Origin of the sequence: Rhizobium sp. Root1212, from assembly GCF_001424985.1 — a bacterium.
GTDB lineage: Bacteria > Pseudomonadota > Alphaproteobacteria > Rhizobiales > Rhizobiaceae > Pararhizobium.
The window spans coordinates 975,911-989,240 of sequence record NZ_LMDA01000001.1; the positions used below are offsets into that span (position 1 = coordinate 975,911).

The following is a 13,330-nucleotide window of genomic DNA, read 5'->3' on the forward strand; positions in this document are numbered from 1 at the left end:
ATTGAATAATACCGGGAACAATGACGTAGCGTCATCGTTCGAAGCAGGCCACCTTCACGACCATGAGAGGCGCCGTTGCTCACATATTCCTTCGGACCAGCCATACAGGGCGGGGACATTCTGTTTCGCCTCTGGGCTCCCCTCCAGAGCAAAGTGAGTTTGAGGATAGAGGGACAAGACGATGAGCCTATGCAACGGCAGGCGGGAGGCTGGTACACGACATTCCATCCACGGAACAACGAACCTCTGCACTATCGCTTCGTGTTGGAGGATGGACTTGTGGTTCCAGATCCCGCCGCGCGCTTCCAGCCGGCCGGCCCGCACGGCCCGAGCGAATTCGTCGATCTGGAAAGCTACATATGGAAAGCCACGAACTGGAAAGGCCGGCCGTGGGAAGAAAGCGTCATTTACGAACTGCATATCGGTACCTTTACCCCTGAAGGTACTTACAACGCAGCGATTTCGAAGCTCGATCACCTAACGCGCCTTGGCGTCACGGTGCTGCAACTGATGCCGTTGAATGATTTTTCGGGTGATCGCGGCTGGGGCTATGACGGCGTGCTTCCTTATGCACCCTTCCACGCCTATGGGCGACCGGAGGAATTGCAGCGGCTTGTCGACGAGGCGCATCAACGTGGTCTGAGCGTCTTCATCGATGTCGTCTATAACCATCTCGGCCCGGATGGAAACTTCCTGCCGCGCTATGCACCTGTGTTCAGCGACAAGCACAGTTCCGCCTGGGGCCAAGGCATCAACCTCGATGGCGACGGCGCCCGATCGGTCCGTGACTACTTCATCGAAAACGCGGTCTACTGGCTGGACCGCTTCCGTTTCGACGGTATCCGTTTCGACGCGGTGCATGCCCTGCGCGATGACAGCGAAACGCATTTCCTGACCGAACTGGCCACCCGCGTTCGCGGAAGTTTTCCAGAGCGGCATATTCACCTCATCCTGGAGAACGAGGACAACGACAGTCAGTTTCTCGAGCGGGATGGCGATGGTGCACCCCGCCTCTTCACGGCCCAATGGAACGACGATGCGCATCACGTTCTGCATACTGCCGCAACCAACGAGGATTTTGGCTACTATAAGGACTATGCCCGCGACGGCGCGAAGATCGCACGCGCACTGGCGGAAGGTTTTGCGTTTCAAGGTGAAGACATGCCCGCCCGCGGGAAACCGCGCGGACAGCCGAGCGGGCATCTTCCGCCCACGGCTTTCATCGCCTTCATCCAGAACCACGATCAGGTCGGCAATCGCGCCAAGGGGGATCGTTTGAGCGACAGCACGACATCGGCCCAGCGGCGAGCGCTGGCCGCGATCTATCTCCTTCTGCCGCAAATTCCGATGATCTTCATGGGCGAGGAATGGGACAGCCGCCAGCCGTTCCCCTATTTCTGCGATTTCGACGTCGAGTTAAACCGCACAGTGCGCGACGGGCGGCGCAAGGAGTTTTCCAGTCTCCTGGAAATGGACGCGCAATCGAGCGTGGAAATCGACCCGGCCAGCGGCGACACCTTTTTCCATGCAAAACTCGACTGGCCGAGCCTCGCGAACTCGCGGAATTCCACCCATCTGATCCACTATCAGGCCCTGCTGGATGTCCGCCGAAAAACAATTATGCCATTGCTCGCCGGGATCAGGCGCGGCGGACGGGGACAAAGCGCTGGACCTGTGGTCCAAGTGGCTTGGCAGACCACCGAAGGTGAACTCGCCCTCATCGCCAATCTCTCCGACGCGGAAGTACCCTCCCAGGGCATTCTCCATGGAAGAGTGCTTTGGGAGGAAGGCGAAATCTCCGACCGGGAATATGGACCGTGGTCGGTACGCTGGACGCTCGGCTGACAATGTCACGCCACCATGGATGCCAGTACGTTCCGTAGGAGTGCCGGCGATGACAGCCGGTTTCCGGCGCAGCTTGGAGCATCGATCGCGCCGACGCGGATCGAAATGCCACCACGCGCATTGGCCACTGCGAACATCGCCTCATCTGTCAGGTCATCGCCGATCGTCACGGGCCGCCTGCTCTTGAACGGCTCAGCCTGCAGGAAACGCTGAACCGCATCGCCTTTGCTCGCTCTTGCGGGACGCAATTCGAACACCATCTTGCCGAGCTGCAACGCCCATTCAGGCCCGGCAAGCTCGGCATAATAACGCATGCGTTCCTCCAGCAGCTTCTCGTAGTCCGGGGCCAGACGGTAGTGTGCGGCGACGGCCGGTCCTTTGTCCTCTATCAGCACGCCAGGATACGCCTCGGCCTCCTTCACCAGCAGATGTTTCAACGCCTTAAAAGCCTCGGTCTCGACCACGCCGGAAAGGCCGTTGGCATCGCGGAATTCCGCGCCATGCAATCCGGCAAGCGGAAAGGCATAGGGCCTGAACAGCCTGTCGGCATAAACCAGCGATCGCCCCGTAACCAAAGCCATCGCACCGCCAAGTCTGTCGTGGAGCCGTTTGAGGTGCCCAGGCAGTTCTGTCGGAACTTCAATGGCATCCGGCGTCGGAGCAAGGTTCAGAAGCGTTCCGTCGATGTCCAGGAACAAGGCCCATTCGCTCGGGGACGTGAATAAAGTCTCCAGCAACGGCACTGTCACATCATCATCCTGCACGACCCATCCTCCGGCTGCCATCCTCAAGGCAATTAGTCTCCACGCGGATATCGACAAGGCGTTTTCGCTCGCGGGAACATCCGTTTGATCGAGGCGTTGTGCGAATTGCGGACGTCATCCATGGGGGTTTTCAATGGCACAACCACGCGCTGCGAAGAAGCTGCAGGGACATACGCCTCTCATTCACGGCGCGCTTGAACTGCCATCGGTTTTGGTTGACGACTACAATAACGAGACGCGCGAGCGCGGCCAGTTCGTCGGCGACAAGGCCAACAAGGGCGCCTTCCAGGAAAAGTTGCACCATTGGCGAAAAGTTTTACGTGACTATGGCGACGATCCGCTTGGAAAAACGCTCACCAACACTGTCTCCAAAAAGAAGGTGGATGCTCTCCTGGAGAGCAAAAATGTAAGCGATGTCGCGTTGGCTATGGCCACCATAGAGGACTTTTCTCGCGATTTCGCTGATGTCATCACCAAGTTCATGGCGTTCAAAGCATGGGCGAAGACCGAACGCATCGTCGTCGGTGGCGGCTTTAGAGAAAGTCGTACCGGAGAGATTGCCATTGCCCGCACCATGATGATCCTGCGCGCCGGCGGCCTGAATGTCGATCTGGTCCCGGTCGCCCAGCATCCGGATGACGCCGGACTGATCGGCTCGGTTCATCTGATGCCCGCCTGGATGCTGAAAGGTCACAACGCGATCCTTGCCGTCGATATCGGTGGAACCAACATACGCGCCGGCATCGTCGAGTTCGCGCGAGAAAAACACAGGATCGTCGATGCATCGGTGCGGGATTCGGATATCTGGCGGCATACGGACGACGAGCCGAGCCGAAGTGCCGCCGTCGAGCGGCTCGCCGACATGCTGAACACTCTCGTATCCAACCAGGGAAAACTGAAACTTGCGCCGCTGATCGGCATCGGTTGCCCCGGCATTGTCAATCCGGACGGCGCCATCGAACGTGGTGCCCACAATCTGCCCGGCGGCAACTGGGAAAGCGATCACTTCAACCTGCCCACAGCCATCACGAAAGCCATCCCCTGCATCGGCGGCCATGAGACGTTCGTGATGATGCACAATGACGCTGTCGTTCAGGGCCTCTCGCAGCTCCCTTCAATGGGCGACGTGTCGCGCTGGGGTGTGATGACGATCGGAACCGGACTTGGCAATGCCCGGTTCACCAATCGTGAGCCCGCCTGATTGAGGCTCCATATTCGTCCCGCCCTCAAAAGTTTCTGATGCTCAACATGCCGTTTTGCCGGCAGGTTACGGCTGGTCGCCACGACGCACGGCTCCGAACGCTCCCGTTCTGGTGGAACGAACCAGGCCCCTACGGGTTAAATCCAGGCAAACTTACATCTAAGAGGTTCAAACAATGGGTAGACAAGCTTGGGCGACGCCCGTGCATTTCGAAACATCCGATGGTTATCCGTATACCGTGAGCGGCCCTGTTGAAGCACTGGAGGCTCTGGTCTCGATTTTCCCGGACAAATTCGGTTCCCGCTACGAGGAGGCAGTCGCGGCATGCCGGGCAGCCCTCGAGGATGAGGCATCGACCGGTTCCACCAGACGCAAATTTTTGTCGTCATTGGAGGAAAACGGGCTTCCTGTTCTCCACGTCGAGATCAATAATTGAACTCAGTGCGCGCCCGGTGAAGCGGCAGCATTCGGTGCTGCCGCATCGACACAGGAATTCCCTCACCCGTCGGCGGTAAACGCCATAACGCTTTCCGCCGATACGAAAACGCTGCTCTCAACCACATCCTGGAGGAACGGATCGTCGGCACGCGTGTCGAGAAGCCGCCGCCATGCAAGGCCTTCTTCCACCGACGGCAAAGTAAACTCCGCCTCCCCGCCTGCGTTGAAGATAACAAACAACCGGTCGGTCACCTCCGGCGGATCGTTCTCGATTGATCTTGCAACGAGGCAGGCGCCGAGAATGCGGTTTTGCGGATACTCCCAGGCTCCTTCGTCCATCAAGGTACCATCGGCTTTGTACCAGTCGATATGATTGGGTCCGTCCTCGCCGTTGGAGAACCGCTCCGGGCGCAAACCGGAATGCTCCTTGCGCAAGGCGATCAGGTTGCTGCAGAGCTCCAGGAAGTTTTCCTCGTCGCGATCCCAGTCGATCCAGCTGATTTCGTTGTCCTGACAGTAGGCATTGTTGTTACCGCCTTGACTGTTTCCCATTTCATCGCCGGCAAGGATCATCGGCACGCCCTGGCTCAGGAGCAGCGTCGCCATCATATTGAAGCGGCGCTTGAGCCGGGCATGGTTGACCCCGGCATCGTCGGTTTCCCCTTCGACGCCCATATTGTCAGACTGGTTGTTGGAATGCCCGTCGCGGTTTTCCTCGCCATTGGCCTCATTGTGCTTGTCGCGGTAGGAGACCGTATCGGCCAGTGTAAAACCGTCATGGGCGCTCAGGAAGTTGATAGAGGCCGTCGCGCCGCGATCGGAGTGATTGAACTGGACCGCCGAGGCGCTGACACGCTCGGCGAGCTTCGGCACCATGCCTTCGTCGCCCTTCCAGAAGCGCCGCACATCGTCGCGATACTTGTCGTTCCATTCACGGAAGGGAAACGGAAAGCCCCCGACCTGATAACCGCCATCGCCGACATCCCAGGGCTCTGCGATTAGCTTCACGCCGGCCAGAACCGGGTCCTGCCGGATGGCGTGGAAGAAAGCCCCGTCCCGATCGAACTCGACATGGCGGGTCCGTCCCAACGTACTTGCCAGATCGAACCGGAAACCATCCACATGCATCACCCCCACCCAGTAGCGCAGGCTGTCGAGAACCATGCGCATGACCATCGGATGGGCGACGTTGAGCGTATTTCCGGTGCCGGTCGTATCATAGGTATGGCGGGCATCGTCCGGCGAAAGACGATAGTAGCTTAGATTGTCGAGACCGCGAAAGCTCAGCGTCGGACCGCGCTCGGAGCCCTCGGCGGTGTGGTTGTAAACGACATCCATGATCACTTCGATGCCGGCCGCATGAAAGCGCTTCACCATCGTCTTGAATTCCATGATGCGCGATTTCGCGAGATAGCGCGGCTGGGGCGCAAAGAATCCAAGCGACTGATAGCCCCAATAATTCCGCAGTCCCTTTTCCGTGAGATAGCGATCATCCGGGAAATAATGGATCGGCAGCACCTCCACCGCGGAAACGCCAAGCTTGACCAGATGCTCGATGATCGGCTCGCTGCACATGCCGAGGAAGGTGCCGCGCAATTCTTCGGGCACCTGCGGATGCTGCATGGTCAATCCGCGGACATGGGCTTCATAAATGATGGTTTCGGTCCACGGCCGGCGAATGCTCTGATCGCCGTCCCAATCGAAGTCGGTATCCTGAACCACGCCTTTCACCATGAACGGCGCGCTATCGCGCTCGTCGAATGAAAGATCATCCTGAGGATCGCCTACCCCATAGCCGTAAAGGGCGTCGTCCCAGACAAGTTCTCCGACGATCTGTTTGGCATAGGGATCGAGCAGAAGCTTGTTAGGATTGAAGCGATGGCCCTGCGCCGGGTCATATGGCCCGTGGGCGCGGTAGCCGTAAACCGTGCCGGGTTTGAGACCCGCAATATAGCCCGACCAGATATCCCCCTCTCGCTTCGGAAGCTGCATGCGCGCCGTCTCCGTCTTCCCGTCAGGGGAAAAGAGGCAAAGGTCCATCTGTTCGGCATGAGCAGAGAAAACAGAAAAATGAATGCCTTCACCGGTGTATTCCGCACCGAGTTCGGGTTTCAGATAGTCAAGCTGGGAGAAAGCCAGGTCCATGGTTCACCGTTGGGTTCGGAGCGGGAAAATGGATGGAAAAAGCGCCGCCCGACGGACGGGCGGCAAGAAAACGGAAATAGCCTCGCAGCGACGATGCCTGTTTAGCCGCTGTTCTTCTTCTCGGATTTGTCAGGCTGTTCTGCGGAGGGAGCGCGTTGCTTCAGTTCCTCCTCGGCTTGCCGCCAATGCTCGTCGTGCCGACCATCGGGGCGATTGTCGCCCTCCCAAAGCGCATAAGCGCGTTCGTGCAGCCACCTCGTCCAATCATCTTCCATGGCAGACTCCTTTCCACGTCGTCGCTTTTGAACTGCGCTCGCGGTCAAAAGTTCCAGAGAGGGCTGCCCGGAAACTAAAGATTTCCGGACTCGTTGCGAAATGGGCGAGCGCGAAGCGAAAACCGAGTGGCGCTTCGGCTTCATCGAGAAAGCCCGCGATCCCAACGTTTCTCACGGTTCTTTTCTTCCACGCTCCCGATCGGTTGTCTGATCGTCTGAGCGAGTAGCCCGCCGCCCATGTCGTCCAGTTGTGAACCAGGGGCGGCGGCAATATCACAGACCCCCGGCAGGCGGTTCAGTGACCAGAGAACACGAGCGTCTGCACCGGTAGCAATACGGCCTGCATGCGCAGGATCATCGCATGCACAAGCCCGACCGCGTCGACCGCATGGAGAAACGCCCACCGTAACGTGCCGATATTCTCGTCCGCGAGCGCGTCATGATTGTTCGTGTAGGCGTTTGCAATGCAACTGCTGCCAGGTGGAACGCCGTCAAGCTGACCGGGGAACAGCGGCTCGAGGAAGACCGTCAGCGTTCCAGGTTGCGCCATCTGCTGGACATCGACGAGTTGGTCCGTCGGTCGCAGTTGTCCGGCCGCTATGACGTCCTGAACCTCGGTGACGACCATCGGAATGATGGTGAAGGGCTTTCCGACGCAGGTCGCTTCGGCGATCATTCCCTTTTTCATCACCTGCGCCTCGATCTGCCCGAAGCCCGCGATCAATGTTGTCCGCCCAGCGTTTTCCGGCACCAGAATACCGGCCGGCCGGAGCATCGCGTTCACGACGTCGCCTGGACGAAGGACGAACTGTTGCACGGTGCCTGCGACACCCGCTCGCACGACCGTCTTGTCTAGCTCGACCTGAGCCTCTGCCAACGCAGCTTCCGCACTGGCTCGTTGCGCTGGCAAAAGCGTGGAAATCGCCGTTTCGAGCGTCTTCTTTTTCGCAATCGATGCGTCAAGCGCACTTTTGCGGCTTTCAATGCCAGTCTCCAGCCTCTCGACCTCGCGCCGGGAAACGGCATTGCTCTTCAAAAGCTGGGCCTTCATCTCGTACTCGTCCACCGCCATCTGATAGGAGCTTGTCGCCTCCCTGATCTGGGCGTCCGCGCCGACAAGCTCGGTCTGGTCCACTTTCGCCTGCGCATCGATCTCGGCGATGCGCCTGTGCGCGGTTTCGAGGGCGGCTTTCTGCTCAGAACTATCGAGACGGAAGAGCGGCGCACCGGCTTCCACTTTCTGGTTCAGACCTACATAAACCTCGTCGACACGCCCGCTCGTCTCGGGAAGGATGGTGACGGTGCGGAAGAGAGCTGTCACGTTCTTCGACGAGGGATGATAGTAGAAAATCAGCGTGATCAGCGAGATCGTCAGGATGAGGCAGGCCGTTATGCCCCACCGGAGTTCGTACCAGACGGTATAGAGGGTGAGTTCACGGCCGACCCTCTTGCCTTGGCCGTAGCGGCGGAAAAGATAGTCGGGCAAAACGGTCAACATGGAACACAAAAGGAGCTCAAGCATCGGTCAGATCCCTTCCGCCTGTGTCGTTGCCGCGGGCGCTGGTTGCACCGCGTGCACGGCGGTCTCCTCAGGAACCAAGGCGGGATCGCCGGTCGTTTCAGCGTCACGTCCCGAAAGCTTCCCAAGGGATTGGGCGATTGAATAGAGCGGTGTCGAGAAGTCCGGAATCTCGATGAAGGCCAGCAGCAGTCCCGCGATCCAGAACAGATGGTTGTGCGTGAACAGGGATATCAGCGCCAGCACGGCGACGATCTCCATCTGAACCTTGTTCGTTCGGTGCGCCCGGCGCTCCGGGATCGCGTGGAGCTGGAAATACAGATTTCCGACCACGAGAACGGCCAGAAGCAGAAAAACGATGACGCCGTTGAACAAGTAGTCGGTCTGTCCCGGTTCGACGATGAACGCAGGCAGATGTTCTGTTGCTGCCGGGTGAATAGCTTGTGACATTGTTGCGACCTCCCTCAGAAAACCCTCGACCCGCATATCCAACCGATCATCGTCATTGAATAGCGGAGGGCCTCGTTCCACAGCGATAGAACGGTCTCAGTCCCGTGTACAAGGCCGCGACCACCTTTTTATTAACGACAGCTTAGGTAATGCAGGGGGTCTTTCGAAGGGGTTGCACTCCCGCCGTCAGGAATCGCGACAGTGATTGGGTCGATCCCCTCGTGCAAGCAGGAGAGTATCCAACGTAAGCCGTAGCGCTCCGGCTGCGCAAAAAAGCTGGCCGACGATATGTGTGGAAATCCGGACTAGCCGGCCGTCATCCGGCGAAGCACATTGGTTTTCCAGTAAAACTGATGGGCCAGGGCAGCAATCACATGGCCGGCGAGCACGATCCAGAGAATGATCTTGAGAAAATCGGCATGAATGCCGCCCAGCCCCTCATACCCCAGGTAATAGGCAGCCGCACCGCTGAGAGGCATGGCAACCAAAAGAAAATAAAAGGTCGATACGGCGATTTTTGACAAATGCTTGAAGATGACCGGTTCCTGCGGTGGCGCGGGCGGAACGCCCTGCGCGAGCCGCAATACCAGACGCAAGACAACCAGAACGAGGATGGCGATACCTACATAGGCATGAAGGTTGGCGCTTGCGATCTGCTCCGGGTTTGCGGAACCGGTACGTCTCATTGCCCGGTTCCATTCGTTCATGCCGTCGGGTAACAGGAGATTGAAAAAGACGAGTGCGGCTGTCAGCCAATGGACCACGCGCTGGGAGCGCGAGAACGAAACCGGGGAGGATGCCGACATAACCTGTCCTTCTGCTTTTTCATACCTTCGCGCAAGCCACTCCATACCGTCTGCGTGACATGCACACCCCCGTCAAAGTGGCCTTTGATGTTGCACGGGAGGAGCAAGGAGCCTGCAGCGGCGCGTGCAAGTGCGGCAAGCGTACTGAAGAGTATTGAATTTCCTTCGATAAAGCTGACGCCGACTTAAAATGCGTCGCTGACACCCACCTGAACGACTTTAAGGTCGGCGCTAGCTGTACGGCTCTCCCTCTCCGGTGGAGACTGGAGGTTCGAAATGCGAACGCTGCACCTGGCCTGGTCCGAAAGAAGTATCGAAAGCGCCGCCCATGCCGCTCGTCGTGATCCTGATGCTGCGCGAGACCGAATACGGGAAGGAATTTCGTCACTCATCCAGGGTAAGCGTCCGCCCCTGCAGGGCCGAAGCCTTCGCAAGATCGAGCACTGCCGATACGATCAGGTTGTTGTCGAGGCCGGAGAGATCGTAGGAAGCGAGGCTGCGTTCGCCTCGCACCAACCCGGCAAGAAACGCGAACGGTTCGTGATGGCCGGGCGGGAGAGCCGGAACGCCAAGCACGGTCTCGCGCTCCTCGCCGGCGCGCCTGAAGCGCACGGTGTTTGCGTCCGGCGCCAGGATGTAGCCGGCATCGCCGTGGATTTCCATATCCTTGCGCGGGAACGGCCAGCACCAGGAAGGCTGGATCACGGCATCGAAATCGCCGTAATCCAGCAGGATGGTCGCATCGTCCTCTACCCTTCGATAGATATCCGGCTTGAAGCGGCGGACCGCCGCCGTGACGCTCCGCGGCCGGCGTCCTTCCAGAAGCGTCGTGACGAGATTGACGCCGTAGCAACCGAAATCGGCAAGCGCGCTGTAGCCAACACCACGCCGCGGTGCGCGCGGATCGATCCGAAGGCCACGACTGCATCGGGCTTCACCGTGTCCAGCATCGTCTCCACGTCATCGAATAGCCGCTCGGGTGGCAGGCGGAAACGACGCTCTGGATGAACCAGCGCTGGAACAGGATGAAGACGACGAGCACCGGCAGCGTGATCATCGCGGCATAAGCGAGGTTCTGCCCCCAGTTTGGGTTTTGCGTGTAGAAGGTGGTGATACCCACCGTCAGCGGGCGATAGGTTTCTCCAGGCACGGCAATGACCGGCCAGAGATAGTCGTTCCAGCGCGCCTGGAACTGGAGGATGGCGACGGAGGCGATGACGGGCTTGAACAGCGGCATGACGATCAACCGGTAGATCTGGAAGGGTGTCGCCCCGTCGATCTTGGCCGCCTCGTCGAAATCCATCGGGATATCGAGGAAGAACTGGTAGAACAGGAAGATCGAAAAGGCATCCGCCCCAAAGGGCAATATCTGCACGTGCAGCGAGTTGAGCCAGGTCCCTTCGATATGGAGACCGCCGGAGAAGCCCAGCCAGGGCAGATTGTTGACGACAAAGAGCCGCGGGATGGCGACGGCCTCGAAGGGCACGACCAAGAGCACGATGACCAACGTCAGGACCAGCTTTCGCCCGGTCCAGTCCATCCGCGCGAGCGCAAAGGCCGCCAGGCTGTTGACGAAGACGCTGAGCCGCAATGCCCGGAAACCGCCCGGACGATAAGAAAGCTATGGGTGCCGGCGGTTATTTATATACGCCGGCCCAGATGATGACGGTCCGTTCGGTTTGCGAGGGGTTGCGGGATCGATAGGTCGAAGACCGGTTGAAACGGTAGCTGTCGCCTTCCGCGAGGTCGAACTTCTCCTCGTCGACCCACAATTCCAGCCGCCCCTTCAGGATATAGCCATATTCGGCGCCGGCGGTCGGCACGTTCTTCGGTTCCGTCTCCAGACCCGGTTCGAAGGTCGACATCATGAACTCGACGTCGGAATCGAGCTGCGGCGTCAGGAGTTCGGTCCTGGCCCCCCGATGCAGCATGAAACGACGATCAGCGGCCCGAACGATGAAATCCTTCTCGCGCTCCGCCTCGGGCTGCTTCTTCTCCTGATCGACGAACCAGCTCATCGGCACGCCGAAGATCGCACAGGCCGCGTAAAGATCCTTGAGCGTCGGCTGCGACATGCCACGTTCGAGCTGGCTGACATAACCCGTGGAACGGCTCAGCCCATCGGCGAGCTGCTGGATCGTAACGCGGCGGGAGCGTCGCAGTTCACGCAGCGTCCTGCCGATGTGATCGGTCTGGCCTATTTCGGCACTGGATTTGGGCATTGATCATACCTGACGAGTTGACTGTCATGACGAAATCCAGCAAACGTTTCATGAAGTCAATGCCGGTGGCGAACATCATGCTCGCCACCCCGAAGGCAGGTCCCATGCGGCATCAACCGACGATTTTGCCGTAGCCCAAGACGAAGTCGGCAACGATCATTTCGGCGCCGACGATCTCGCGGATGCGCAGATCGCCGAACGGGTCCCCGGCACTGCCGTCGACCTTGATTTCGGCTGTGCCGAAACTGTGTCGGATGGTTTTGAACTGGCCGAGCGAATTTTCAATGATCTGCGTCTGCACGGCCGCCTGTTCCGGGGAGGGAATGATGCGCGTCTGGAAACGCGGATGCAGCGCCGGCTTTTCGAAGGTAGGCCCCTCCGCCTTGAAGTCGATCTCGATCAGCGAGACGCCGCGCCGTGACAAGCTTGCCGAGACCGATGTTTCGGTCGCTTTCCATTCCACCTCGCCCATCTTTTTCGGATAGCCCCAGACCTCGCGACCGACCGCCATGGAATCGTCATTGGTGACGATCTCATAAAGCACATGGCCACCGGGCCTGCCCTGGTAGCTCATCGGCACGACGATGCCGCCCTCGGCATAGGAGCCCAGCGCTCCGCCCTCCGGCACATCCATGATGAAGAACTCGATCACATCGCCGCGCGGCTCGAACGGGGCAGGCAGCGCCGCCCGAATGTCCGCTTCGTCGACGCGGCAGAACACGCTGACCTTGCTGAAGGCTTTGTAGTCGAACGGCGGAGCCTGATAGAGCGGCGCGCGCTGCGGAAGGGCGTAGGCGTCTTGAGACATTGGGAGACCATCTTTCCTGTTGGTGGCGTCAATACACATGAATTTTCTTCTTCAAAGTTTCACGCCTGCGAAACAGCGAACGCATCCGCCAAGGCGAGCGAAGCCGCCTCGATCCGTTCGCCAGGTTGCTGGCGAAAACCGTCAGGCCGTACTTTTGAACAGGAGATCGCGGACGCGGTCGGAATCGTGAGCGACGTGCTCGCGCATGAGTGTGCGAGCCTTTTCGCTGTCCGCCGTCAGGATCGCCAGCACCAGCGGGCGGTGATCCACGGTTTCCGGGGTTGGCGAGGGCGCGCTCTGGTTACAGAAATACCAGAGGCGAAGAGCAAGATTGAAGTTCTGCGTCAGCATGATGGCGAGATAGTCATTGCGCGCCATCCGGTAGATCCGGCGGTGAATCTCGGCGTCGCCTGCGATCTGAAGCGAGATGTCCCGCTCTTCGGCAAGCTTTTCCGCGAATTTCATCAGCGATTGGCGCTCCTGCGTCGTTGCCCGCATGGCGGCAAGCGAGGCCGCCAACCCTTCGAGCTCCAACCGCACCTCCTTGATCGACTGCTGGTCGCGCAGCCCGATGTCGGCGGCGAAGATACCGCGCCGGGGATAGATCACCACTAGGTGCTCCCCTTCCAGCCGCCGCAACGCCTCTCTGATCGGCGCGAGCCCGATATCCAGCTCGGCAGTCAGCTCACGCTCGTTAAGGGGTTGCAATGGCTGATAATGCAGACGCACCAGCCGGTCGAGCAGGATACCATATGCCTTGTCGCTGAAGCGTTCCTCCGATTTGGTCGCCTTGTCGCTGCCCGACAGCATGGCCGCACCGGCCGCGATGTTCGTCATGATATGTCCTTCGTTCCCAG

15 protein-coding genes are annotated in these 13,330 nt (G+C 59.3%); 4 read left to right on the plus strand and 11 right to left on the minus strand.

Annotation, left to right across the window (positions count from 1 at the left end):
• Nucleotides 1–75 precede the first annotated feature (75 nt).
• The gene (gene treZ, locus ASC86_RS04620; protein ID WP_056316667.1) at nt 76–1,845 is read left to right on the plus strand and encodes a malto-oligosyltrehalose trehalohydrolase; all 1,770 of its coding nucleotides are present in this window, start codon (nt 76–78) and stop codon (nt 1,843–1,845) included.
• 5 nt (nt 1,846–1,850) lie between these two features.
• Here treZ and otsB read toward each other — a convergent pair whose 3' ends face one another.
• A complete protein-coding gene (gene otsB, locus ASC86_RS04625; protein WP_244477520.1) occupies nt 1,851–2,609 on the minus strand; it encodes a trehalose-phosphatase in 759 nt (252 codons plus the stop codon).
• A gap of 133 nt (nt 2,610–2,742) precedes the next feature.
• On the opposite strand from otsB, the gene ASC86_RS04630 reads away from it, so the two are divergent.
• Both ASC86_RS04630 and ASC86_RS04635 read left to right on the plus strand, forming a co-directional pair.
• Entirely contained in the window at nt 2,743–3,810 is a 1,068-nt protein-coding gene (locus ASC86_RS04630; protein WP_056316672.1) for an ROK family protein, read from the plus strand.
• Nucleotides 3,811–3,985: 175 nt separating this feature from the next.
• On the plus strand, nt 3,986–4,246 hold the full coding sequence (locus ASC86_RS04635) for a DUF982 domain-containing protein (protein ID WP_082509870.1): 261 nt from the start codon (nt 3,986–3,988) through the stop codon (nt 4,244–4,246).
• A gap of 62 nt (nt 4,247–4,308) precedes the next feature.
• Here ASC86_RS04635 and glgX read toward each other — a convergent pair whose 3' ends face one another.
• Complete coding sequence (glgX, locus tag ASC86_RS04640; protein ID WP_056316679.1) at nt 4,309–6,393, minus strand: glycogen debranching protein GlgX; 2,085 nt, start codon at nt 6,391–6,393, stop codon at nt 4,309–4,311.
• On the opposite strand from glgX, the gene ASC86_RS26075 reads away from it, so the two are divergent.
• Nucleotides 6,319–6,498, plus strand: a complete 180-nt coding sequence (locus tag ASC86_RS26075) for a hypothetical protein (RefSeq protein ID WP_162244961.1) — start codon at nt 6,319–6,321, stop codon at nt 6,496–6,498. The genes glgX and ASC86_RS26075 overlap by 75 nt on opposite strands.
• Here the strand turns inward: ASC86_RS26075 and ASC86_RS24940 are convergent.
• From ASC86_RS24940 to ASC86_RS04680, 9 genes are all read right to left on the minus strand, one after another.
• Complete coding sequence (locus ASC86_RS24940) at nt 6,495–6,668, minus strand: DUF2934 domain-containing protein (protein ID WP_082509871.1); 174 nt, start codon at nt 6,666–6,668, stop codon at nt 6,495–6,497. The two genes, ASC86_RS26075 and ASC86_RS24940, sit on opposite strands and share 4 nt — an antisense overlap.
• Nucleotides 6,669–6,963: 295 nt before the next feature.
• Nucleotides 6,964–8,190, minus strand: a complete 1,227-nt coding sequence (locus ASC86_RS04645; RefSeq protein ID WP_056316682.1) for a biotin/lipoyl-binding protein — start codon at nt 8,188–8,190, stop codon at nt 6,964–6,966.
• 3 nt (nt 8,191–8,193) lie between these two features.
• Complete coding sequence (locus ASC86_RS04650) at nt 8,194–8,637, minus strand: hypothetical protein (protein WP_056316685.1); 444 nt, start codon at nt 8,635–8,637, stop codon at nt 8,194–8,196.
• A 305-nt stretch (nt 8,638–8,942) separates the two neighbouring features.
• A complete protein-coding gene (locus ASC86_RS04655) occupies nt 8,943–9,443 on the minus strand; it encodes a cytochrome b/b6 domain-containing protein (RefSeq protein WP_056316687.1) in 501 nt (166 codons plus the stop codon).
• 384 nt (nt 9,444–9,827) lie between these two features.
• The gene (locus ASC86_RS04660; protein WP_056316690.1) at nt 9,828–10,148 is read right to left on the minus strand and encodes a hypothetical protein; all 321 of its coding nucleotides are present in this window, start codon (nt 10,146–10,148) and stop codon (nt 9,828–9,830) included.
• Nucleotides 10,149–10,377: 229 nt separating this feature from the next.
• Nucleotides 10,378–11,034, minus strand: a complete 657-nt coding sequence (locus ASC86_RS04665; RefSeq protein WP_056316693.1) for a carbohydrate ABC transporter permease — start codon at nt 11,032–11,034, stop codon at nt 10,378–10,380.
• A 46-nt stretch (nt 11,035–11,080) separates the two neighbouring features.
• On the minus strand, nt 11,081–11,665 hold the full coding sequence (locus ASC86_RS04670; protein WP_056316696.1) for an XRE family transcriptional regulator: 585 nt from the start codon (nt 11,663–11,665) through the stop codon (nt 11,081–11,083).
• Between the two features lie 112 nt (nt 11,666–11,777).
• A complete protein-coding gene (locus ASC86_RS04675; RefSeq protein ID WP_056316699.1) occupies nt 11,778–12,473 on the minus strand; it encodes an acetoacetate decarboxylase family protein in 696 nt (231 codons plus the stop codon).
• Nucleotides 12,474–12,614: 141 nt separating this feature from the next.
• Nucleotides 12,615–13,310 (minus strand): GntR family transcriptional regulator, encoded by a 696-nt coding sequence (locus ASC86_RS04680; protein WP_162244972.1) that lies wholly within the window; start codon nt 13,308–13,310, stop codon nt 12,615–12,617.
• Nucleotides 13,311–13,330 lie beyond the last annotated feature (20 nt).